The sequence below is a fragment of the Stenotrophomonas sp. AGC87 genome (assembly GCF_057333975.1).
Genome location: NZ_JBHFHW010000004.1, coordinates 423,998 through 447,601 on the forward strand (window position 1 = coordinate 423,998; position 23,604 = coordinate 447,601).

The window sequence follows — 23,604 nt, forward strand, 5'->3', positions numbered from 1 at the left end:
AGGGTCGGCTCCGGTGGGGAATCACTCCTCGATCCGTGACGACGTGAGCACCGCTGCGAATCCACCACCGGGGGTGCGCATGTTCGTGGTCTGGCCCTGGTACAGCCTGGCCGCGAACAACAGGACACCCGCCTCGGACGCGAAGCAGCGCACATCCGCCTTGAGGGACTGGCCCCCATGCACGATCCGCATGCTCGGTGGCGCGAAGGCCTGTGCGATGTAGGTCGCCGACGCCATAGACGCCCAAGTCCGCCGGGTCAACTTGTCGCCCCGATAACTCCCACGGCTGCCAAACCCTGCTGCAGGCTTGAAGAAATATCCGTTGCGCACTGCCCACAACGCATCCCGGTTCGCGGGCACGAGTTCGACCGTGGGCGGGATCACCTGGCCCAGCAGTGCCGTCGAACCCGCATCGACCCCGAACCCGCCGAGCAGAGCCGGGTCCCCGAGCACCGCAAGGTTGCGCTTGTCGGCAAACAGCGCGTGTGCTCGGGGATGCGGCATCAGCGCGACGTCCCCTGCCAGGTAAGCCTCACGAATGTCTGCATGCGAGGCATCCTCGAGCGCGAAATCGGTCAACCGGTTGTAGACAGTGTCGATTCGACCGTGGGCATCCTCAAGCCCGTCCGAACCAAACGACAAATCCTCGGGAGCGCTGATCACGCAGTCCACGCCATGGTCCCGAAACGCGTTCGCGTACAGCACAAACTCGGGGTAAAGGAACTGCGCTCGCGGAGTGCTGTCCACGATGGCCAGGCGCGACGGCGTGCGCCCGGATTGCTGCCGAGCATCCTCCATCCAGGCCGTGACGGCCGCATCACGCGCTTGGGCCGCGTTGGTCCAGGTGGCCCATGCTGGCGGCGCGCAAGACCGCACGGCATCGAGCAACAAGGCATTGAGGAGCAGACCGCCTGGATTGGTGTTGACCTCGATCAGCCGCGGGCCATCGACCGTCAGGTGAAAGTCCAGACCCAGGACGCCCCCCGCCGAACCCGGATCATGGGTTGCAATGTCAGGGGCCCATTGCAGGACCCGTTGGCTATATCCCGGGTTTCCTGCGACGTCGAAGACCGCCGCCGCGACTCGTCCCATGGCCTCCAACGCGGGCCGATCAACGAACAAGGCATAGGGTGAAAATAAGTGCGCGTGTACGGCGGGATCAGTCGTGAACTCCGGAAAGGCACCCCGGATCGACTCGTGCAGACGGAGGATGTCGACCACTTCGCATGCACACCGCTGGTTGAGCGGCGCGCTTTCCAGGGTGGCACAGTCGATCTCGCAGCCTGTCTGTCCAACTATTATCGGAGTCCGCGGTTCAACCACAACAGGGATTGTTCTGTTGGATCGGTGGACATGGCACTGTTCCGAACGAGCAGAACACACAGCAGTCGCCTTGATGCGGACGCAAAACCGCTCCACAGCCCGTGCACTCATAGAAGAATTGACACGCTGTGATGGGCATTGTCTCGGTCGCCCGATGGCCGCACTCCGGGCAGGTCAAGATGCTTTCCAGCTTGACGTCACTCACCGCCAGTCCGCACCTTGGCCGGGAAGCCTGCTTCCGTGACTGCACGCGCGATTCCGGCTGCATCCGTCTGGCTCGATTCGAACGTCACCGTGACTGTTTCAGCCCGGGTGTCCACCTTCACATCGGCCACGCCCGGCACCTTCTCCAGCGCCTTCCTGATGGTGATGCCGCAGGCGGGACAGGTCATGTTCTCAGCATCGAGCATCACTACGGTTGCGGGCGTCGCAAGAGCGGCACCGACCGACAGAGCAGCCACCAGGGCCAGTATCCACTTGTGCATCGCGCCTCCTACAGAATCCAGACGATGTAATAGGGAAACAGCAGCAACAGGACGATGAGGGCTGTCGCCAACCAGAGCCAACGTCGCCTGCGTCGCAGAGCGTCCGGGGCGATGCAACTGCCATCCACACCGCACCGTGCCGCCGGTCGATACAGCATCCAAAACGCCACGGCCAAGGACAGTACGGCGGCGGCGCTGAACCAGGGCCTCAAGGGATCGAGAGCTGTCAGGGTGCCGATCCAGGCGCCACTGATGCCCAGCAGGACCAGCACCAGCGGCACGACGCAGCAGACCGATGCGCCAATGGCGGCGATGCTCGCGCCAACGATGGCTGGAACAGACGATTTGGCCGGGGTTGTTTGCATCAGAGCATACTAGCCTCTGTACCTAGGTACGGAGTCAAGCCGTGCGTCCGAACACGTTTACGATCAGCCGGCTGGCGGCGGCGGCCGATGTGCACGTCGAAACCGTGCGCTACTACCAGCGGCGTAGGCTGCTGCGTCAACCCGAGCGACCCATAGGAGGCGTGCGTCGTTACGACGAAAACGATGTCAATCGGCTTCAGTTCATCCGGCGCGCTCAGATGATGGGATTCAGCCTCGACGAGATCGCTGGCCTGCTAGAGATCACAGGCGAAGGTTCTTGCGAGCAGACCCGTCAGCTGACCGAGCGAAAGCTCGTCGATGTCCGTCTACGAATCCGCGAGCTGCGACAGCTGGAGAGGGATCTCGAACAGAAAATAGCGCGGTGCGCCCAAGTGCCGGCGGGAGAGTGCTGCCCAACCCTCGATTTTCTGGAGCGGCCAATAAAGCCAGCTGCGACAGGCAGTTAGCTCACTTTCGGCCCGTTTTTACACGAATCCCTGCCGACCCTCAGTTCTGCATCCCAACTGCTGTTCATGCTGCTCTGCATCTTCGCCACGCGTTCAAGGTGCTCTGCCACATCCTCTCCCGTGCGGGATGCATCGTCGTAAAGAACGTAGATTGCTCCCACTGAGTCGAAGAAACTGCCACTGACGGCCAGCTCACCTCCGTTGTAGCCAAACCCTCTGATCAGAACTGTGCAATCACAGGTCCAATGCTCAATCAACATAGAGCCTAGGCCCAACCCGTCCTCGTCTGTTACGAATCCTGTCGCATTGAGCTGGTCTGCTATGCGCGTCAGCTCAGCTGGAACGAACTTCGACAAGACCTCATGCGCGTTGAACTTTTGCATCTGCGGATACCCCTGGATTTCGAAGGAGCTGCCATGCAACAAGTGGCAAACTTGCATTGGTGCTGCGGCAAACTGAGGCTCTGAAAGCGGAAAGGCGCCCCGAGGGGCGCCTTTCCGCGTTGACACAACAAACGAAGGTGCGCGCCCGATTGCTCGGCCGTCAGCCATTAGCCATCCGCCACGGCCTTGATGGACAGCCATACGGCCCTGCCTTTCAACTTCCAGCACCTTGACCTTCACCAGATCACTTCCCTTCAGCGCGTCCGACACTTTCTCTACGCGCTCGCTGGATATCTGCGAAACGTGCGTAAGCCCACCGTCAAACAGACATTTCTTAAGTAGAGCTTCTGAAGTGGGCGGCAAGCAAACAAGTCACGCTATCAGCCTTAGTTGTCCTTCGCCATGGGACTGGCGTTCTCGGGGATGACCCCAATCTGCTTGACCTTGATCTGGGCAGAGAGCATCGAGCTCGCGACCATATAGGCCGCTACCGCGAGTACGCCGAGCCACGCATCAATGTGGACATTCCAGAGCAGCAAGAAGATGTGGAATACCCAGAAGACGATGGGAGACACGATCCCTATCGCCTTCTCAAGCTTAATTCGGTTCACCACCACGTTGTTTTGGAAGTAGGGCAGCGGATGTCTGCCCTTCTTCAGGCTGAGATAGGCGCGGATGGTCACGGGGATGATGAAGAAGACCAGCAGTACGTTGTAGAAGATGACTCCCATCTGTGTTGCTCCTTGGTTGTGTTCAATGCTGGAACCTTACAGTGACCTTCGCTTGGTTCAATCAGTAGTACTCAAGTGCAGTCTTGCTGCAGACAACGCCGAAAGACTTCTCCACCAGATCAATTCGTGGATAGGCGGACAGTCGGTTCAATGTATGCAAATCGTAGTATGTCGAATATTAGTATTCAAATCGAGACCATCCATAGACGGCTCGAGCTGCCCATGAAACTCAGCCAGTCTCCGTGTTCGCCAGCAAAGTCCGGCGGCTGCGGAAGGATGGCGGGCTGTCGCAGGAGGAGCTTGCGAAAGCTGCGGGTGTTCATAGGACATACGCCGGCATGATCGAGCGCGGCCAGAAGAACGTTGCGATCTATAACATCGAGCGCATTGCAGTGGCACTCGGAGTCCGTCCGGGATCACTTCTGGATTGAGTCAGGCTCCAGCTGTGTAGTGATGACGCAACCGGCCCTGGTGGGTTGCGTCCAGTGCCGACTGCTTGAGGTCGCGCCGCGTCAGGCTCATCCCCCGCCCTCGCCTCGCGACCAGCCAGGCCGCCACTCCCCTCACTTTTCGGGCCGATGGCCGCTCACGCACCCGGCCTTCACAGCTACCAAGGCATCCCAAATGCAACTATGAAGGCCGCGACCTGCCCCCTCGGTAAACCATGCCCCACTTTCGTCGTCTTTTTGGTCGTTGGCTCCGCCTGCGTCGGCTGGTGCGTTGGCGTTGGCGTGAGCGCCAGGCCTCGGTCCCGGCCATCGAAGCCACCGAGGTCCCACTGCGTGCTGCGCTGTACAGCGTTGAACAGATGGAGGTGTACGGCCGCGCCCTGGCGCGCCAGCATCGGGTGCGGATGCGACCAGGCGCAGAGCGCCTGCTCGATCGCCTGCAGGCCAACGAGCGTGTCCTGGAAGATGCCAACACCCTGCTCAGCAACGTAGTGCGCGAACAGAGGCCGGTGACCCCGGCCGGGGAATGGCTGCTCGACAACTACTACCTGATCGAAGAACAGATCCAGACCGCGCGACGCCACTTGCCGCGCGGCTACAGCCGGCAGTTGCCTTCGCTGGTCGCCGGCCCCTCGGCCGGGTTGCCGCGCGTGTATGAGCTGTCGATGCAGGCGATCGCGCACGGCGATGGCCGCATTGACGGCGATACGCTGGGCCGCTTCATCGCCTCGTACCAATCGCTCGCGCCGCTGAGCCTGGGCGAACTGTGGGCGGTTCCGATCATGCTGCGCCTGGCGCTGCTGGAGAATCTGCGGCGGATGGCGGCGCGGGTGATGCGCGACGGGACGGACCGTGGCTTGGCTGCCCAATGGGCGGACAGCCTCAATCGCGCGGCGTCGGACACTCCGACCGATGTCGTGCTCGTGGTGGCGGACATGGCACGCTCCGAGCCGCCCTTGACCGGCGCCTTCATCGCCGAGCTGACCCGCTCGCTGCAGGGGCGCGGCGGCGCGTGGGCCATGCCCATCGCCTGGCTGGAACAGTGGGCCGCCGCGGCTGGGCAGCGCATCGACGAACTGGTCGCCGCCGAGGGACAGCAGCAGGCGGCTGACCAGGTCTCCATCGGCAACAGCATCGGCAGCCTGCGCTTCCTCTCCACCATGGATTGGCGCACCTTTGTCGAAGACATGAGTGTGGTCGAGCAGCGGCTGCGGGAAGACCCGATGGCCGTCTATCCGCAGATGGATTTCGGTACCCGCGATGCCTATCGCCATGTCGTAGAGAAGATCGCGCGGGGTAGCCGCGTCGCCGAAGAGCGCGTTGCGACCATCGCGCTGGATCTGGCGCGGGCGGCTGCGCCGATCGATGGGCCACGTACGCACGTGGGCTATTGGCTCGTCGGCGAAGGCGTGAGCGCCACCGTGGACGCGGTGGCCGAGGCGGCACCGCGCCGCCGCAAGGCACGGCGACTGGCGCACCGCGTGCCACTTGCCCTGTACCTGCTGCCGATCGCCCTGCTGGCGGTGGTGGCCACCGCTGGCCTGCTGGCCTCGGGCAGCGGCTCGGTGCCCGTATGGCTGGCCGCGCTGTTCGGGCTGCTGGTATTCAGCGAGCTGGGCATCGTCCTGGTGAACTGGACGGCGACGGTACTGGTCACGCCCAGGCCGCTGCCCAAGCTCGATTTCAGCGAAGGAATCCCGGCCGCCTGCTCCACCGTGGTCGCGGTCCCCTCGATGCTGTCCAGCATCGAGGGCATCGATGTCCTGACCGAAGCGCTGGAGGTCCGCTTCCTGGCCAACCGCGACCCTCAGCTGCGCTTCGTGCTGCTGACGGACTTTCTCGATGCCGCGGCAGCCGAGATGCCGACGGACGACACCCTGCTCGCGCACGCCGTGGAGCGGATCGAGGAATTGAACCGTCGCTACGCGGCCGAGCGCGGAGATCGCTTCTACCTGCTGCACCGCCCCAGGCAATGGAACCCGGGCGAAGGGGTGTGGATGGGGCACGAGCGCAAGCGCGGCAAGCTGGCAGCGCTCAATGCCCTGCTCCGCCAAGGCGATGCGGCCGCGTTCATGCGCACCGTCGGTGACACGGCGGCCCTGATCGGCGTCCGCTACGTCATCACGCTGGATTCGGACACGCAGCTTCCGCGGGATGCCGCACGCGCCTTCGTCGCCACCCTGGCGCATCCGCTCAACCGCCCGCGCTTCGATCCGGCGCTGCAACGCGTGGTGGAGGGCTACGGCATTCTGCAGCCCAGCGTCGGCACCAGTCTGGGCACGCGCCGTACCTCGCGGTTTGCGCGGATGTTCGGCAGCGAGCCCGGCATCGATCCGTACTCGCGCATGGTCTCGGATGTCTACCAGGACCTGTTCGACGAAGGCTCGTTCGTGGGCAAGGGTATCTATGACGTCGAAGCGTTCGAGCATGCGCTCGAGGGCCGCCTGCCCGAGAACCGCATCCTCAGCCACGACCTGCTGGAAGGCTGCTATGCACGCGCCGGCCTGGTCAGCGATGTGCGCCTGTACGAGGACTATCCGGAGCGCTACGCCGCCGATGCCAAGCGTCGTGCGCGCTGGATCCGCGGCGACTGGCAGCTGTTGCCCTGGTTGATGCCATGGACCCCGCGCCCGGGATCGGGATGGGAACGCAACCGGCTCAGCCTGCTGTCGCGCGGCAAGTTGCTGGACAACCTGCGCCGGAGCTTGGTGCCGATCGCTGCCTTGGCCTTGCTGGTGGCGGGTTGGCTGTATGCCGAAAGCCCGGCTGCGTGGACGGCATGGGTGCTGGCACTGTGGTTCGCGCCGCCGCTGATCGGCATGCTGCGCGATGCGCTGAGCGTTCCGGACGACACCCCGCTGGAAGCGCACTACATCATGGTCGGGCGCGGCACGCTGCAGTCGCTGCTGCGCGCGGCCACCCAGGTCGCGTGTCTGCCCTACGAAGCGTTGCTCGCCGGTGGCGCGGTGCTGCGCACGCTCTGGCGCATGACCGTCACCCGCCGCCACCTGCTGCAATGGAACCCCTCCAGCGAAGTCGAACGCCGCCTCGGCAGCGACCGCGGCGCGGAATGGCGGGTGATGGCGCCGGCATCGTTGCTGGCAATTGCGCTGGCGGCCGTTGTGGCCAGCGTGGCTCCGCAGGCGCTGCCTGTCGCCCTGCCCCTGCTGTTGGCGTGGACCTTCGCGCCCGCGTTGATGGCGTGGCTGGGCCGGCCGCCGGCTGCAAGCGTGGCCGAACTGTCCGTGACCCAGCGGGCATTCCTGGGCCGGCTGGCACGGCGCACCTGGTCGTTCTTCCAGGCGTGGGTGCGCGAGCAGGATCATTGGCTGCCGCCGGATAACATCCAGGAGCATCCAACCCTGGTGGTGGCGCGGCGCACCTCGCCGACCAACATCGGCCTGTCGCTGCTGGCCAATCTCTCTGCGTGGGATTTCGGCTGGCTGCAGCTGGGCGCGGTCGCGGAACGCACCGCCCTCACGTTCGATACGCTGGACCAGCTGCCGCGCCATCGCGGCCACTTCCTGAACTGGTACGACACCGAAACCCTGGCGCCGCTGCAGCCGCGCTACGTCTCCACCGTGGACAGCGGCAACCTGGCAGGCCACCTGCTGACGCTGCGCCAGGGCCTGCTCGCGCTGGTGGATGCGCCGGTGCTGGCACCGCACACCTTCGACGGCCTGGCCGATACGCTCGGCGTGCTGGAAGAAGAACGGCAGCGCCATCGCCCTGCTGACGCGCCACTGGGCGAGGCACTCAACCACCTTCGCCAGCGCTTGGCCTCTACGCGCACCGACCCACCCCGTGGGACGGCACAGCTGCTCGCCCGGTTGCAGGAGCTGGCCGGCCTGGCCGACGCCGTACTGGCGCAATGGCCGGCACCGGAGTCACCCGAGGAAGGTGTGCTGCACTGGCCTGCGCTGTTCGCTGCCGAATGCCATGCCGCCCACGCGACACTCGCCGACCTCCCTGCCGATGCCGGCGCGGACGACGAGGCACCAGTACCGAGCCTGCGCGAGTTGGCCGCCCTGCCCGGCTCCGTCGGTGCGGACGCGCGCGCGCGCATCGAGCAGCTGCAGGCGCTGGCGCACCGCGCCGGACAGTTCTCACTGATGGAGTACGGGTTCCTGTTCTACCGCACTCGGAACCTGCTCTCGATCGGCTACAACGTCGACGACCATCGCCTCGACAACAGCTTCTACGACCTGCTGGCTTCCGAAGCGCGGCTGTGCGCCTTCGTCGCCATCGCCCAGGGCCAGTTGTCGCAGGAAAGCTGGTTCGCGCTCGGGCGGATGCTCACCGAGGTCAACGGCACACCGACGCTGTTGTCGTGGAGTGGCTCGATGTTCGAGTACCTCATGCCGCAGCTGGTGATGCCCAGCTATCCCGACACGCTGCTCGACCAGACCGCGCGGCATGCGGTCGAGGCGCAGATCGTCTACGGCCGCACCTTGAACCTGCCGTGGGGCGTGTCCGAGTCCGGCTATAACGCGGTCGATGCCCGCCTGAACTACCAGTACCGCGCGTTCGGCGTGCCTGGGTTGGGGCTCAAACGCGGCCTGGGCCAGGATCGGGTCATCGCGCCCTATGCCAGCATGATGGCGCTGATGGTGGCACCGGAGGCGGCGTGCCAGAACCTCCAGGCACTTGAAGGTCTCGGGTTCTCCGGGCGCTTTGGCATGTACGAAGCGATCGACTACACCCCCGCCCGGGTGCCGCCGGGGCAGGATCACGTGCTGCTGCGTTCGTTCATGGCCCACCACCAGGGCATGGGCCTGCTGTCGCTGGACTACCTGTTGCGCGACCAGCCGATGCAGCGCCGTTTCGTTGCCGATACCGAGTTCCAGGCCACCTTGCTGCTGCTGCAGGAACGCATTCCGCGCATCGGCGTGTTCCATCCGCATGAGGTCGAAGCCCTGGGCGAGCACTCGGCCATGGCCGAGCACGAGACCTCCCTGCGCGTCCTGCGCGACCCGGCGGGCCCGCGCCCGGAAGTGCAGTTGCTCTCCAATGGGCGCTACCACGGCATGCTGAGCCATGCCGGCGGCGGCTACAGCCGCCACGGCGACCTGTCACTCACCCGCTGGCGCGAAGACGGCACCACCGATGCCTGGGGGTCGTTCTGCTACCTGCGCGACGTGGACAGCGGCGAGTTCTGGTCTGCCGCCTACCAGCCCACCTGCGTGGCGCTGGACCATTACGAGGCGATCTTCTCCGACGCCAAGGCAGAGTTCCGTGGTGCCCGCCGCGGCTGCGAGAGTCATCTGCAGGTCGCCATTTCGGCCGAGGACGACATCGAGCTCAGGCGCCTGCGCCTGACCAACCGCGGCCGTCGCCAGCGCACGGTGGAGATCACCACCTATGCCGAAGTGGTGCTGGCGCCCGCCGCGTCGGACGACGCGCATCCGGCCTTCAGCAACCTCTTCGTGCAGAGCGAGATCCTGGACGCCAAGCAGGCCGTGCTATGCACGCGCCGGCCGCGTTCGCACGACGAGATACCGCCGTGGATGTTCCATCTGGTCGCGGTGCATGACGCGGAGGTGGTGTCGATCTCCTACGAAACCGACCGTTCGCGCTTCCTGGGGCGTGGCAACACGCCGCGGACGCCGCAGGCGTTGACCACCGATGTCGACCTTTCCGGCACGGACGGCTCGGTGCTCGACCCGATCGTGGCCATCCGCGTCCGCGTGGTGCTGGAGCCCGAGCAGACCGTGCAGCTGGACATGGTGTATGGCATTGGCGCCGACCGCACCGGTTGCGAGGCGATGGTCGACAAATACCGTGATCGCCGTCTGGCAGACCGCGTCTTCGATCTGTCCTGGACACACAGCCAGGTGGTGCGCCGGCAGATCAACGCCAGCCAGGCCGAAGCGTCGCTGTACGAGCGCCTGGCCAGCCACGTGCTGTATGCCAATCCTCTGCTTCGCGCGGGCGACGCCGTCCTGCAGCAGAACCAGCGCGGACAATCCGGGCTGTGGGGCCATGCCATCTCGGGCGACCTGCCCATCGTCCTGCTCAAAGTCACCGACGCGGAGAACATAGAACTGGTCAGGCAGCTGGTGCAGGCGCATGCGTATTGGCGCCAGAAGGGACTCAACACCGACCTGGTCATCTGGAACGACAGCAAGGCCGGCTATCGGCAGGAACTGCAGGACCAGATTTTGGGGATGGTGGCCGCCAGTTCGGAGACCGGCCTGCTGGATCGCCCCGGCGGCATCTTCGTGCGGCCGGTGCAGAACATGAGCCACGAGGACCGCATTCTGTTGCAGGCGGTGGCACGGGTAGTGCTCAGCGACGAAGACGGCACGCTGGCCGCCCAGGTGGGGCGCCAGCCCCTGCCCGTGCGACGCATTCCGGCCCTGGTGCCGCAGGCGGAGCAACAGGAGCTGGCCCTGGCGATGGAAGAGACGACAGGGCTTCCCGTCGTCGCCGACCCGGGGCCCGAACCCGGGCTGCCGCCGGGTGCCGAGCACGACGAAGAGGTGGACGACCCGTGGCCGTTCCTTCCGTACCGCGGCGCCGGCCGTTTCGACAACGGCACCGGCAGTTTCAGCGAGGACGGCCGCGAATACGTGGTGGTGGTGCGCGAAGGTGCCCCGACGCCGGCGCCTTGGGCCAACGTGATCGCGAACGCCCGTCTGGGCACGGTCGTCAGCGAGAGCGCACCGGGCTACACCTGGTTCGAGAATGCACACGAATTCCGCTTGACGCCCTGGCTCAACGATCCGGTGTCGGATACCGGCGGCGAAGCCTTCTACGTGCGCGACGAGGACACCGGCCGTGTCTGGTCGCCGATGCCGCTGCCGTGCCGGGGCACCGGCGCGTACCGGACGCGCCATGGATTCGGTTACACCATCTACGAGCACATCGAAGACGGCATCGTGAGCGAGTTGTGGGTCTTCGTCGACGTCACCGCCCCGCTGAAGTTCTCGGTCCTGCGGTTGCACAACCTCTCGGGCCGGCCGCGGCGGCTGTCGGCCATCGGCTACGTGGAATGGGTCATGGGTGACCTGCGCCCGAAGTCGCGCATGCATGTAGTGACCGAACGCGACCCGCAGACCGGTGCGCTGCTGGCGCGCAACAGTTACAGCACCGAGTTCGGCGGCCGGATGGCCTTCTTCGACACCGATGCCGAGGGCTGCGGCTGGACCTGCGATCGCCTGGAGTTCATCGGCCGCAACGGCGGCCTGCACGCACCGGCCGCGTTGCGTCGCGAACGTCTGGATTCGCGGGCGGGCGCAGGCCTGGATCCCTGCGCGGCGATCCAGGTGCCGCTGGAGCTGGCGCCGGGCGACCGCAGTGTAACCACGTTCCGTCTGGGCGCGGGGCGCGACCGCGAGGAAACGCTGGCGTTGGCACGAAGCCGCCAGGGTAATCAGGAAGCCATCGATGCGCTGGACGCGGTGCGCATCCACTGGCGCAATGTGCTGGCCACGGTGCAGGTACGCACGCCGGACCCGGCCTTCGACGCACTGGCCAATGGGTGGCTGGTCTACCAGACGCTGGGCTGCCGCTACCTGGCGCGCAGTGGCTACTACCAGTCAGGCGGCGCGTTCGGCTTCCGCGACCAGCTGCAGGACGCACTCGCGCTGGTACACACGCGTCCGGACCTGACCCGCGAACACCTGCTGCTCTGCGCGGCGCACCAGTTCACCGAAGGCGATGTGATGCACTGGTGGCACCCCCCGCAAGGTCGCGGCGTGCGCACCCGCTGCTCGGACGATTATCTGTGGTTACCCCAGGGCGCATGCCGCTACCTGGAGGTCACCGGCGACGCCAGCGTGCTGGACGAAGTGGTTGGCTACATCGAGGGTCGCGCGGTGACCCCGGAGGAGGAAGGCTACTACGACATGCCCACCCTGTCGGCGCAGCGCGGCACCCTGTATGCGCACTGCGTCGTCGCGCTGGAACGCGGGTGCCGGTTGCTCGGCGAACGCGGGCTTCCGTTGATGGGCAGCGGCGATTGGAACGACGGCATGAACCGCGTCGGCGACCAGCAGCGCGGTGAGAGTGTGTGGCTCGGGTTCTTCCTCCACGACACGCTTCGCCGCTTCATCGGGCTGGCCAACGCCCGTGGCGATGCCTCCCGTGCACAATGGTGCGAAGAACAGGCCGAACGCCTGCGTCAGAACCTGGAACACCATGCGTGGGATGGGGCGTGGTATCGCCGCGCCTGGTTCGACAACGGCGCCATGTTGGGCTCGTCACAAAACCAGGAGTGCCGCATCGATTCGATCTCCCAGAGCTGGTCGGTGCTGTCCGGCGTTGCCGCGCCTGAGCGCGCTACGCAGGCACTGGATTCGCTGTACACGCATCTGGTGCGGAAGGACGCCAAGCTGATCCAGCTTCTGGACCCGCCCTTCGACCAGACCACGGAGGACCCTGGTTACATTCGTGGCTACGTACCGGGCGTGCGCGAGAACGGTGGCCAATACACCCACGCGGCGGTGTGGGCGGCCATGGCATTCGCACAACAGGGCGATGCGGTGCGTGCCTGGGAGCTGGCCGGCATGATCAACCCCCTCAACCACGCGCTGGACCCGGCGGCGGTCCAGACCTACCGCGTCGAACCCTATGTGTTGGCGGCCGATGTCTACGCGGTGTCGCCGCACGTCGGGCGCGGCGGCTGGACGTGGTACACCGGCTCGGCCGGGTGGATGTATCGCCTGCTGGTGGAATCCCTGCTCGGCATCCGTCGCGACGGCGATCGTCTGTCGCTTGAGCCCTGCCTGCCCGATCACTGGCCGTCATTCGAACTGAGCTACCGCTTCGGGCGCAGCCTGTATGAGTTCGTGGTGACCCGCACTGCCCAGGGCCAGCCGACGCTGCATGTGGATGACGTCCTGCAGCCGGACCTCAGCGTCCTGCTCCGCGACGACGGTCATTACTACCGTGTCGCGCTTGATCTGGATGCGCCTCCGGGATGAACGTCCGCCCCGACATACAGGTGCAGCTCGATGCGCTGGGTGAGATGCTGGACCACTGGGTGGCGCGCGTGCGCCATCCGGCGCAGTTCTGGCCGCAGTTTGAGCAGCTGACTGGCGAGATTCTCGACCAATGCGCGAACGCGGAGAGGGACCATGCGCGTGCGTGTATACAGGCCATGCTCAAGGGCCATGGGCTGGAGTTGCCGCCATGGCACGAACGCGATGAAAGCGTGCCGCCGGGCGAGCCAGGAGAGTGATGGCTTCGTCACCGCTTCTGCAGTGCAGCTTCAAGCAGGCTGACGTACGTATCCAGCCGGGTTCGAAGCCCGATCAACATCCAGCCAGCCGCGTAAAGCAGCACCATCATCCAGATGATCAGGCCCGCAACTGGATTCACATCGAACGCTGTAGCCCAGTCTCCCCACGTCCAGTTGCGGAACTGTAGATAGAGCGCAACCAGGACCGGGAAGATGCCGAGACGTTGAATACCTCCAAACGCAAACCCCATGCGCTCATCCATGCGCTGGCGCAGTCCACTCGAGAATCGCAGCATTTCCTCGCAGTGCTCGCTCGGGAACGCCCGAAGTTGACCCACAAGGCGGCGCCAGTAGGCGAAATCGACATCCATTTCTACTGCGTGCGAGCGCCGCAGTCTGAGAAGCTGGGGTAGTTCACGCTTTGCCGTGAGGATCAGATGGACGGCAAACCCCGCGAGCTCCACCACCAGACAGATGGATGACGTGATTGCCGCTGGTTGTGGAGCGATGAGGCGTGGGCTCAACGCAGCGGCGAGCAGCCCCACGCCTGCCGCACCCAAGCCGATCCAGAGGGAGGCGCGCTCCACGCGCGACGGCTTCGCCTCCCGGCGACGGGCAACGTAGGCCGCAACGTTGTCGTGTAACCAGGAGAAACTGAGCTCCATTCCAGGGCCAGAAGCTTCGCGTGGTTCAGGTGCGCCAGGCGCTGCGGCGTTCGTGGTCATCTCCATTCCTGATCAGCTCCGCTCTCCGTGCGATCCCAGATCATACCGCCGGCCGGGCAATGACGCCTCCGCACCCTACCCAGCCAGCCGGCCAGCGCCTTCTACACCGCTTTGGCCTCCGCCCCCACCCCACCCCGCCGCTGCTCACGCCGGCGATGCACCCAGTAGTACAGCGTCGGCAGTACCAGCAGGGTCAGCAACATCGCCGAGAGCAGCCCGCCAATCACCACCACCGCCAGCGGCTTCTGGGTCTCAGCGCCAATCGCATGCGACGTCGCCATCGGCAGCAGCCCGAACATCGCCAACAACGCGGTCATCAACACCGTGCGCAGGCGCTGCAGTGCGCCCTGCACCACGGCGTCGTAGAGCGCCATGCCCTGCTCGCGCAACTGCCCGAAGCGCGTCAGCATGATCACGCCGTTGAGCACCGCTTGCCCGAACAAGGCAATGAAGCCGATCGCCGCCGACACCGACAACGGAATCCCGGTCAGCAGCAGCGCCAGGATGCCGCCGATCATCGCCAGCGGAACGTTGGCCAGGATCAGCGCGGCGCTGGTGACGTCCTTGAAGGCATCAAACAGCAGCACGAAGATGATCAGCACCGACAGCGGCACCACCCAGCCCAGACGGGCCATGGCGCGCTGCTGGTTCTCGAACTCGCCGGACCAGTCGATGCGGTAGCCGTCTGGCAATTGGATGGTGGCATCCACCTGCTTACGCATATCGGCAACGACGCTGCCCATGTCGCGACCGGCGATGAAGATGCTCACGGCTTTGACGCGCTGGGCATTCTCGCGGGAGATGTTGATCGCGCCGCTGGCCATGGTGAAGTCCGCTACATCGCCCAGCGTCACCGTCTGGCCTGAGGCCGTCCCCACCGGCACGGTGCGCAGGCGCTGCAGATCGCGGTCGGCATCGGACAGGCGCAGGCTGATCGGGAACTGGCGCTCGCCCTCCCACAGTTGGCCGACCTCGCGGCCGCCGATGGCAGTTTCGATCACCGCGTCGATGTCCTGTACGTTGAGGCCGTAGCGCGCCGCGCGGTCGCGATCGATATCGATGCGCAGCTGCGGCAGGCTGCCGTCGCGGTCGATGAAAGCGCTCTCCACGCCGTCCACGCCCTTCACCTGCGCCAGGATCGCCTGAGCCTGGCCGGTCAGCACGTCCAGATCTTCGCCGCTGACCTTGATCACCACCTGGCCCTTGATTTGGGAAATACTCTCCAGGATGTTGTCGCGCACCGGCTGGGAGATCGAGAACTCGGGGCCGGGAATACGCGCTTCCAGAATGCGCTGCATCTGCGCCACCAGCTCGCGCTTGTCGATCTTCCGGGTCCACTCGGACTCGGGCCTGAGCGCAACCAGCGCTTCGATCTGGTTGGCGCCCTTGGCATCGGAGCCATCCTCGGGGCGACCCAGCTTGGCCACCACCGTCGAAACCTCGGGCAGGGTCCGCACCAGCTCACGGATGCGCCGGGATTGGGCCTGCGCCTCGGCCAAGCTGGTGCTGGGGTCGAGTGTGGCGGTCAGCCAGATCGAGCCTTCATCCAGTTCGGGCAGGAATTCCGACCCCAACCGCGTGCCCAATGCCAGCGTCACCACCAACATGGCCACTGCCGCAAGCACCACCGCACGGGGCCGCGCCATCGCACCCTCCAGCCACGGGCGGTACCAGCCGACCAGCCGGTTCATCACCGGGTTCTCGCCCTTCAGCCGCTCGCGCCGCAGCCACCAGAAACACAGCAGTGGCACGACGGTCAGGGCCAGGATGAGTGCGCCGATCAGCGCCGACGTCACCGAATAGGCCATGGGGGCGAACATCCGGCCTTCCTGGCGCTGCAGGGTGAAGATCGGGATGTGCGCGGCGATGATGATCAGCATCGAGAAGAAGGTCGGCCGCCCCACCTCCGACGCGGCTGACAACACCGTCGCCATGCGCTCGCGCCGGGTGCTGCCGGGCGGCATCTTCGACATGCGCGAGACGATGTGCTCGGTCACGATCACCGCACCATCGATGATGATGCCGAAGTCCATCGCGCCCAGTGAGAGCAGATTGGCCGGCACGCCCCACAGATGCAGGCCGAGGAAGGTCGACAGCAAGGCAAGCGGCATCATCGCTGCCACGATCAACGCCGCACGGGCGTTGTAGAGGAACAGCCACAGCACCAGGAACACCAGCACCGCACCCTCCACCAGGTTGCGGAACACCGTCTTCAGGGTGGTCGAGACCAGCCAGGAACGGTCGTAGAACGGTTCAAGCGTGACGCCGTCCGGCAGGTGATTGGCCTCGATCTCGGCCACGCGCGCATGCAACGCATCCAGCACCAGGGACGGGTTCTCGCCCTTGCGCATCAGCACCATGCCGAACACGGCGTCGTCGTTGTCATCCTGGCCAACCAGGCCCTGCCGCGGCAGGCCGGTATCGACGATGCGGGCGAGGTCGCGCACCAGCACCGGTGTGCCTTGCCGCTCCCCCACGACAACGGTGCCGATATCGGCCGGCGAACGCATCAGCCCAACACCACGGATCAGATACTGCTGCTGCCCACGTTCTACATAGCCGCCGCCGGCGTTCGCACTACCCCGCTCCAGCGCCTCGGCAAATTCCTCCAGGCTGATCCCGCGGTCACGCAGCTTGCCCAGGTCCGGCTCCACCTGGAAGGTCCGTGCATAGCCGCCAAAACTGACCACGTCGGCCACGCCCGGCACCGTACGCAGGCGCCGCTCCATGACCCATTCCTGCACGGTGCGCAGCTCAGTGGAGCTCATGTGTGGCGCGTGCAGGACATAGCGGTAGATCTCGCCCACCGCCGAACTCATCGCCTCCATCTCCGGCTGCACACCGTCGGGCAGGTCCACCCCCTGCAGGCGCTCCATTACCTGGGCGCGCGCGAAATAGTCGTCCGCGCCGTCATCGAAGGTCAGGATGATCATCGACAGCCCGAACTGGGTGTGCGAGAACACGCGCACCGAGTGCGGGATGCCGGACAGCGCCACCTCCAGCGGCATCGTGACTTCGCGCTCAACTTCTTCGGCCGCACGCCCAGGGTGCAGCGTCACCACGGTGACCTGGGTATCGGAGACGTCCGGGAAGGCTTCCACCGGCAGCTCGCGGAACGCGGCGAACGAGGCGCCGATGAAGATCAGCAGCGCCAGCATCACCATCAACGGCTGACGCAGGCAGTACGCAATCAGACGATCGATCATGGGGCAGCCTTGGCTGCCGCCGCACCACCGGCGGGTGACTCAGCGCTGCCAACGTTCTGATCGAGCACCTGCTGCAGCAGCAGACCGCCGTCCACAACCACGCGCGCGCCAGCGGCCAGCCCCTGCCCCACCCACAAGCGCCCTTGGCCCAACTCCTCGGCCTGCACGGAGTGCCGCGCGAACCGGCCCTTGCCCTCGTCGACGAACACCACCTGCTCACGCCCGAGCAGCAGCACTGCCCCCTCCGGCAGCGATACGCCACCGTCCATCGGCACTGTGATCGCAGCCCGGACGTACTGACCCGCCTTGAAGCGGCGCTCACGGTTGTCCAGCTCGGCACGCGCCTGCACCACGTGGCGCTCGGTGTCGATATAGTCATCGACATGGCCGAGTACGGCGTGCGCTGCTTCGCCTTGGACCGGCGTGAGGCTCACGGCCATCCCTGTCTTGAGACGCCCCGCAAGCGCCTCGGGAACATCGACGATCAGCCACAGCCGGTCCGGATCGCTCACCACCGCCAGCGGCAGCTCGGCCTCCGGCGACACGCTCATGCCCGGGCTCATCCGGCGCTCGACCAGGATGCCGTCGATCGGCGAGCGTAGCGGCATGCGCTGGTCGATGCTGCGGCTGCTGCCGAAACCACGCGTCAGCGCCTGCAGGCGGGCATGCTCGGCCTCGTTGGCCGCCAGTGCGGATTCGGCTTCGTCCAGTTCGCGCCCCGAGGCGACGCCGGCCTCGTGCAGTTCGCGGACGCGGGCCAGTTCGTTGCGTGCCTGACGCAGCTCGGCGGCGCCACGTGCGCCCTCGGCCTGCACCTGCCCGAACTCAGGCGAGGTCACCCACGCCAGCACCTGGCCCGCCTTGATCTTCTCGCCCGGTGCCGCCTCGATGCGCGCCACCTGGCCCGGCAGCGGCGAGCGCAGCATGCTGGAACGCGTGTCATCCCAGGTAATCCGCGCCGGCAGCTGCAGGACCGAGGCCGAGCCATCGGTCACTTCTTCGCTTCGCAGCACCTTCAGTTGCGGGCTGTCGGCAGCGAAGCGGATGGTGGCGCCCTCGACCGTCGGGGCCGGCACGGCCACAGGTCCGGCGTCGCGCGCACAGCCACCGGCCAGCACAGCGGCCACGAGCAGCGAAAGCAGCCGGGCCGAGCCTGCGGTGCGGGAGTACATCATCGGGGGAGTCCTTCGGAAGCAGTAACGGCGGCGTTCCAGCGCGCCAGGGCGGAGGCATGCGCCAACCGCGCATCGATCAGATCGGATTCGAACTCGCGCCAGCTGCGCCGTGCGTCCAGCAGATCGGTCAAGGTGGCAGCGCCGCGGCGATAGGCCAGTTCCAGGCCGTCCAGGCTTTGCCTGGCCGCCGGTCCCTGCAGCTGTTCGTACTCGGTGCGGCGCTGTGTAGCGGCGGCCAGCGCGTGCCGCAGCTGATCCAGCTCAGCGCTCGCTTCGCGCCGCAACTGCTGCCGTTCCAGGACGGCGGCCTCGTAGTCCGCCTCCGCTCGCTGCTGCTCGCCCCGCCAGCGCTTGGCACCGCCCAGCGGTACGCTCATCGATACGCCCCAGGTCACCCCGCCGATATCGGCGGGCTCGCGCTCGGCTTCGATGCCAAACTGCACGTCGCGCCGGCGTTCACTGCGTGCCAGTGCACGTGCCGCGTCCGCCGCGATCACCCGCGCTTGGGCAGCTCGCAGATCAACGCGATCCTCCAATGCGGTCGGTGCGGGTGTCGCGGGTGTCGCGCTCGAGCCCGCGCGCGGCCACGCATCGTCGGCGCTGAGCGCAGCATCGATGTCATTGCCCAACAGCAGCGCAAGCGCATGCCGTGCCTCGCGAAGGCCACGCTCGGCCTCACGGGCGGCATCGGCCACCTTGAGGTCATCCACCGCCAATCGCGAGCGCTCGATCGGGGCCATGGCGCCGGTCGCCACCTGCTTGTCCGCTGCGGCCAGGCTCTCCGCCGACGCGCGCCGGTCCTCCTCCGCGATGCGTTGCAGTTCCTGCGCAGCCTTCAACCCGAAGTACGCCTCGGTGAGCGCGACCTGCTGTTGGCGTCGTCCGTCGAGCAGGCTGAGGTTGGCCGCCTCGACCAAGGCGTCGGCCTGACGCATGCGCCAACCGCGCTTGCCACCGCGCTCCCAGGTCCAGCCCAGGCCGAGTGTGGAATCCACGCGCTTGTCTTTCCATCGGCCCGGGCCGATGCCCTCCTGCCGGCTGATCTTGGAGGTGCCCACGCTCAGCTCCGGGCTGGGGCGACGCGACGCACTCAAGGCATCGCCCTGCGTGCCGCGCAGCTCGAGCGCTGCCGCGAGCAGATCCGGGTTGTGCGCTGCCATGGCCTGTTCCGCCTGGGCCAGCGTCAGTGCCGAAGCGGTGCCCGGCGCTATCAGAAGTGCGGCCATCAGGGCGGCATAGCGGGTGGTGATATTCATTGCCGACACGGTAAGGTGCAGCGCTTTCGTCAAACTTTCCCGAACCTTGCGTCAACCTTGCAATGCGCATTCTGCTGATTGAAGACGATGCCGCGCTGGCCGATGGCCTGGTGCGGGCACTCACCCGCGCCGGTCATGCCTGCGATCATCTCGCCCGTGGCCTGGCCGCGCCGTCGGCGCTGGCCAGCGTCAGCTATGACCTGGTGGTGCTGGATCTTTCCTTGCCCGACATCGATGGATTGGATCTGCTGGCGCGGCTGCGGCAGGACGGCTTTACCGTGCCGGTGTTGATTCTCACCGCCCGCGACGGCGTGGAGGACCGCATCCGCGGGTTGGATGGTGGCGGCGATGACTACCTCGCCAAACCCTTCGCCCTCGGCGAACTCGAGGCGCGCCTGCGTGCGCTCGCCCGTCGCCAGTCCACCGCCCCTGCCCTGCGCCAGCTGGGCGCCCTGCGCCTGGATACCGGCACCCGCGAACTTCGTGTTGGTGATCAACCGCTGGAACTCACCGCACGCGAGCTGGCCCTGATGGAGATCCTGCTGCAGCAGCCGGGGCGCATCGTGGCCAAGCAGCGCCTGTTCGATGCGGTTTACAGCTGGGATCACGAGGCCAGCCTGTCGGTGATCGAAGTCCACATCAGCCGCCTGCGCCGCAAGCTGCAATCGGCCGATGCCAAGATCGGCATCCGCATGCTCCGTGGCCTTGGCTACCGCCTGGAAGCCAGTGATGGCTGATGCGCCGTACAGCCTGCGCGGCGTCCTGCTGCGGCGCTTGTGGCTGCCCCTGCTGGTGCTGCTGCTGGCCAGCGCGGTGGGCGCGTTCGTATTGGCGCGGCATTACGCCGAACAGGTGTACGACCGCTGGCTGCTGGATTCGGCGATGTCGCTGGCACAGTTGATCGAGGTGCGCGGCGACACCGCCCACATGGAGATTTCCCCCGCCGTCTCGCGCATGTTCACCTGGGACACGGTGGATCGGATATATGGCGACGTGACCCGCGCCGATGGAACCCGGCTCTACGGTACCGGGGCGCTGCCGACCGTCACTGCCGCGCTGGCCGAGGACGCCGATGACAGCCCTGCGCGCAGCTACTATGACGCGGTGATCGATGGCCGCGACGTGCGCGTGGGGCAGGGCGCGATGACCCCGCCGGGTTCGGCCACCCCGATTGTGATCCGCGTGGCCGAGACCCGCACCAAGCGCCTTCGGCTGGAGCATCGACTGCTGCTGGCAAGCATTCCGCTGCAGGGCACGATCCTGCTGCTCGCGGCGTGGCTGGCGTGGTCCGGCACAGGCGCGGCGGCGCGGCATACCAACGGCGCGGCGCGACGGCTGGCCAGCGCACCGCTGGATGCCCTGACCCCGCTGGAACCGCGCGACGCCGCGCCGCGTGAGCTGTGGCCGGCGGTGGATGCCTTCAACCAGCTGGTGAGCCGCCTGTCAGCGATGCAGGACGCCCAGCAGCGCTTCATCAGCAACGCCGCACACCAACTGCGCACGCCGCTGGCCGGGCTGCAGATCGAACTGGAGAGTGCGCTGCGCGAGCAGGATCCTGCTGCGCAGCGTGACGCGCTGGCCGGATTGCTGCGCGGATTGACACGTCTGCGCCATCTGACCCACCAACTGCTGATCCTCAGCCGCTCTGAAGACAGCGCCGGCGCGATGCTGACCATGCGTCCGGTGGATCTGGCCGAGCTCGCCCGCGAAGAACTGGAGCGGCTGATGGACCGCGCGGTGATTGCCAACGTCGACCTCGGCTACGAAGGTCCCGATGCCGGTGTCATGGTGATGGGCGAGCCCCAATTGCTGCGCGAGGCGATCAGCAACCTGGTCGACAACGCCCTGCGTTACGGCGCACTGGACGGCGTGATCACGGTCAGCGTGGAGGTCACCCGCGGCCAGACGCGGCTCAGCGTCAACGACAACGGCGCCGGGATCGATCCGTCACTGCGCAGCCGTGTCACCGAGCGGTTCTGGCGCGGGGATGCCCATGGGGATGGCTGCGGGCTGGGCCTGGCCATCGTGGCCGAGATCGCGGGACGGCACCGTGCCACGCTCACCATCGGCGGTTCACCGCTGGGCGGCGCCCAGGTCATGCTTGCATTTCCATCGCGGGCGGGCTGAAACACATCACGGCAGCCAGTACACCGCCTTGAGGGCCTCCGCCAAGCGCGATGCGGCCTCTTGCTGGGTGAATGGTGGCGTGCGCGGCGGGTCATACACCTCCGGGCGCGTGCCTGCGACGACCAGATCGATCGCATAACAGGCGCCGTTGTGCACTGCGCGGTAGCTCTCGGCGTTGACGTAATGGCTCATGGCCGCATCGCCCACCGTCGCGTGGGTGAACGGCACGCCGCCGATATCGACCGTGGCCGGTGCCGCGGGCGCGGTCGCTTCGGCAGGCGTCTCCAGACAGGCCTTGACCGCCGTTGCGTCGTCGCTGCGGCCGATCCGCAGCTCGCCGGCGGTCACGCCGTCCGAGCCGTCCAACACCAGGGCGACCAGCGGCGTACCGACGCTCCCAGGCGGTGCGAACAGCTTCCACGTGGGCGAGGCGAGGTAGTCACGCTGGAAATCCTGTACCACCCGCACGCCGCGCACCGGGCGAACGGCGATGCCGCCCGCCCCTTCAGCATAGGCAGGCGCGGCGGCGGCGGCCGCTGGTGAGGCGGCGTCCGGCGCAGTGGGGGCCCGCTGCGCATCCGCCGGTGGTTGGCTGCAGCCCGTCAAAGCCAGCAGAAGGGCCGCGAGTAGAACCGGCGGTGCAGGGAGTGGATTCAGGGCCATGTGCGGCTCCGGGAACAGGGGTGTCCAGCGTGCCCACTGCCTCGTTAACGCGGCGGCTACTGCCTGCCACTTGCCGCCTGGCGGGCGTCCCCACGCTGCCGCGGAACCTCGCCTCACATGCCCGGCCGCCCTACGCCTCATGAGCAATCGGCATGACCGTGACCCGCCCGGCACTGCAGCCGCTGACTAGACTCGTCACATGCCGCGTCCGCGGCGCTCTCATACGTATGGATCTCTCGATGCGGCGTGTTCTTTCTCTTGGTCTTCTCGGCGTGGTCAGCCTGCTGCCCGCCTGCTCCCCCGCTCCCTCCCCCGCGCCGAAAGCGGCCACCACCGAGACCGCCAAGGCCGATGAAATCGCGTGGCGCCACGGTGATGTCGACGACGCCTTCGCCGAGGCCCGCGACAGCGGCAAACCGGTGCTGCTGTACTGGGGTGCGGTGTGGTGCCCGCCCTGCAACCAGCTCAAGGCCACGCTGTTCAAGGATCCGGCCTTCATCGCGCTGACCCGGCAGTACGTGCCCGTCTATCTGGATGGCGACGAAGAAGGCGCGCAGGCCTGGGGCGAGCGGTTCGGCGTGCGCGGCTACCCGACCCTGATCGTGCTCGACCCCCAGCGCAACGAGCTCACCCGCCTGGCCGGCGGCAACGACAGCGAAGCGCTGACCCGCGCACTCACCCTGGCCGCCGGCCGCCGCACGGCGGTCAGCGAGGTGCTGCAGCATGCCCTGAGCACACCCGGGGACGTCAGCGCCGACGACTGGCGCGTGCTCGGCGATTACGGCTGGGAAGTGGATGCCAATCGCCTCGCCGGTGAACGTGATGGAGCGTCATTGCTGCAGCAACTGGCCACGGCGGCGCCCGAGCCTGCGCTGCAGCGGCGGTTCGCGTTGCTGGCGCTCGGCGCCGGCAAGCCGGACAAGACACCCACACCGGCGCAGCGCACCCGCACCCGCGCCCTGCTCGATGCCGTTCTTGCAGCACCCGCCGAGGTCCGGGCCAATCGTGACCTGCTGGGTTACCAAGGGCCTGCCCTGGTGGCGCGGGCCCGCGCCCCGCCGGCAC

The 23,604-nt window shown here is 66.6% G+C and carries 18 protein-coding genes and 1 pseudogene; 7 read left to right on the forward strand and 12 right to left on the reverse strand.

Annotation, left to right across the window (positions count from 1 at the left end; all coding sequences use genetic code 11):
* Positions 1–21 precede the first annotated feature (21 nt).
* The 4 genes from ACE026_RS02705 to ACE026_RS02720 form a co-directional block, all read right to left on the reverse strand.
* The gene (locus ACE026_RS02705; protein ID WP_017355170.1) at positions 22–1,221 is read right to left on the reverse strand and encodes a hypothetical protein; all 1,200 of its coding nucleotides are present in this window, start codon (positions 1,219–1,221) and stop codon (positions 22–24) included.
* A 94-nt stretch (positions 1,222–1,315) separates the two neighbouring features.
* Positions 1,316–1,591, reverse strand: a complete 276-nt coding sequence (locus ACE026_RS02710; RefSeq protein WP_465251337.1) for a GDCCVxC domain-containing (seleno)protein — start codon at positions 1,589–1,591, stop codon at positions 1,316–1,318.
* Positions 1,521–1,808, reverse strand: a complete 288-nt coding sequence (locus ACE026_RS02715) for a heavy-metal-associated domain-containing protein (RefSeq protein WP_017355169.1) — start codon at positions 1,806–1,808, stop codon at positions 1,521–1,523. Before ACE026_RS02715 ends, ACE026_RS02710 begins: the two co-directional genes overlap by 71 nt.
* Positions 1,809–1,816: 8 nt before the next feature.
* Entirely contained in the window at positions 1,817–2,173 is a 357-nt protein-coding gene (locus ACE026_RS02720; RefSeq protein ID WP_017355168.1) for a mercuric transporter MerT family protein, read from the reverse strand.
* Positions 2,174–2,214: 41 nt separating this feature from the next.
* On the opposite strand from ACE026_RS02720, the gene ACE026_RS02725 reads away from it, so the two are divergent.
* A complete protein-coding gene (locus ACE026_RS02725; protein WP_017355167.1) occupies positions 2,215–2,640 on the forward strand; it encodes a MerR family transcriptional regulator in 426 nt (141 codons plus the stop codon).
* Here ACE026_RS02725 and ACE026_RS02730 read toward each other — a convergent pair.
* The 3 genes and pseudogenes from ACE026_RS02730 to ACE026_RS02740 form a co-directional block, all read right to left on the reverse strand.
* Complete coding sequence (locus tag ACE026_RS02730; protein WP_486037633.1) at positions 2,637–3,023, reverse strand: hypothetical protein; 387 nt, start codon at positions 3,021–3,023, stop codon at positions 2,637–2,639. The genes ACE026_RS02725 and ACE026_RS02730 overlap by 4 nt on opposite strands.
* A 167-nt stretch (positions 3,024–3,190) precedes the next feature.
* Positions 3,191–3,338, reverse strand: a pseudogene (locus tag ACE026_RS02735) (S1 RNA-binding domain-containing protein); the annotation flags it as partial.
* 71 nt (positions 3,339–3,409) lie between these two features.
* The gene (locus tag ACE026_RS02740; protein ID WP_486037635.1) at positions 3,410–3,754 is read right to left on the reverse strand and encodes a hypothetical protein; all 345 of its coding nucleotides are present in this window, start codon (positions 3,752–3,754) and stop codon (positions 3,410–3,412) included.
* A 242-nt stretch (positions 3,755–3,996) separates the two neighbouring features.
* Here ACE026_RS02740 and ACE026_RS02745 point away from each other — a divergent pair, with 242 nt between their 5' ends.
* The 3 genes from ACE026_RS02745 (at position 3,997) to ACE026_RS02755 (ending at position 13,387) form a co-directional block, all read left to right on the forward strand.
* Positions 3,997–4,185: a helix-turn-helix domain-containing protein gene (locus ACE026_RS02745; RefSeq protein WP_486037637.1), complete on the forward strand. Its 189-nt coding sequence runs from the start codon at positions 3,997–3,999 to the stop codon at positions 4,183–4,185.
* Positions 4,186–4,418: 233 nt separating this feature from the next.
* A complete protein-coding gene (locus ACE026_RS02750) occupies positions 4,419–13,130 on the forward strand; it encodes a GH36-type glycosyl hydrolase domain-containing protein (RefSeq protein WP_486037639.1) in 8,712 nt (2,903 codons plus the stop codon).
* Positions 13,127–13,387 carry a hypothetical protein gene (locus tag ACE026_RS02755; protein WP_486037641.1) on the forward strand — a complete coding sequence of 87 codons (261 nt, stop codon included), beginning with the start codon at positions 13,127–13,129 and terminating at the stop codon, positions 13,385–13,387. The genes ACE026_RS02750 and ACE026_RS02755 overlap by 4 nt, the downstream gene beginning before the upstream one ends.
* 8 nt (positions 13,388–13,395) lie before the next feature.
* Here ACE026_RS02755 and ACE026_RS02760 read toward each other — a convergent pair whose 3' ends face one another.
* The 4 genes from ACE026_RS02760 to ACE026_RS02775 all read right to left on the reverse strand — a co-directional run bounded on the left by ACE026_RS02760 (position 13,396) and on the right by ACE026_RS02775 (position 19,749).
* Positions 13,396–14,112: a hypothetical protein gene (locus ACE026_RS02760; protein ID WP_486037643.1), complete on the reverse strand. Its 717-nt coding sequence runs from the start codon at positions 14,110–14,112 to the stop codon at positions 13,396–13,398.
* Positions 14,113–14,213: 101 nt separating this feature from the next.
* A complete protein-coding gene (locus ACE026_RS02765; RefSeq protein ID WP_486037645.1) occupies positions 14,214–17,318 on the reverse strand; it encodes an efflux RND transporter permease subunit in 3,105 nt (1,034 codons plus the stop codon).
* Positions 17,315–18,493: an efflux RND transporter periplasmic adaptor subunit gene (locus tag ACE026_RS02770; protein WP_486037647.1), complete on the reverse strand. Its 1,179-nt coding sequence runs from the start codon at positions 18,491–18,493 to the stop codon at positions 17,315–17,317. Before ACE026_RS02770 ends, ACE026_RS02765 begins: the two co-directional genes overlap by 4 nt.
* Positions 18,490–19,749, reverse strand: a complete 1,260-nt coding sequence (locus ACE026_RS02775) for a TolC family protein (protein ID WP_486037649.1) — start codon at positions 19,747–19,749, stop codon at positions 18,490–18,492. The genes ACE026_RS02770 and ACE026_RS02775 overlap by 4 nt, the downstream gene beginning before the upstream one ends.
* 62 nt (positions 19,750–19,811) lie before the next feature.
* Here ACE026_RS02775 and ACE026_RS02780 point away from each other — a divergent pair, with 62 nt between their 5' ends.
* Positions 19,812–20,486: a response regulator gene (locus ACE026_RS02780; protein WP_121036806.1), complete on the forward strand. Its 675-nt coding sequence runs from the start codon at positions 19,812–19,814 to the stop codon at positions 20,484–20,486.
* A complete protein-coding gene (locus tag ACE026_RS02785) occupies positions 20,479–21,876 on the forward strand; it encodes a sensor histidine kinase (protein ID WP_486037651.1) in 1,398 nt (465 codons plus the stop codon). The genes ACE026_RS02780 and ACE026_RS02785 overlap by 8 nt, the downstream gene beginning before the upstream one ends.
* 6 nt (positions 21,877–21,882) lie before the next feature.
* Here ACE026_RS02785 and ACE026_RS02790 read toward each other — a convergent pair whose 3' ends face one another.
* Positions 21,883–22,344, reverse strand: coding sequence for a hypothetical protein (locus tag ACE026_RS02790; protein ID WP_486037653.1), 462 nt, complete (start codon positions 22,342–22,344; stop codon positions 21,883–21,885).
* A gap of 422 nt (positions 22,345–22,766) precedes the next feature.
* On the opposite strand from ACE026_RS02790, the gene ACE026_RS02795 reads away from it, so the two are divergent.
* A partial coding sequence (locus tag ACE026_RS02795; RefSeq protein ID WP_486037655.1) for a thioredoxin family protein occupies positions 22,767–23,604 on the forward strand: 838 nt, incomplete at its 3' end.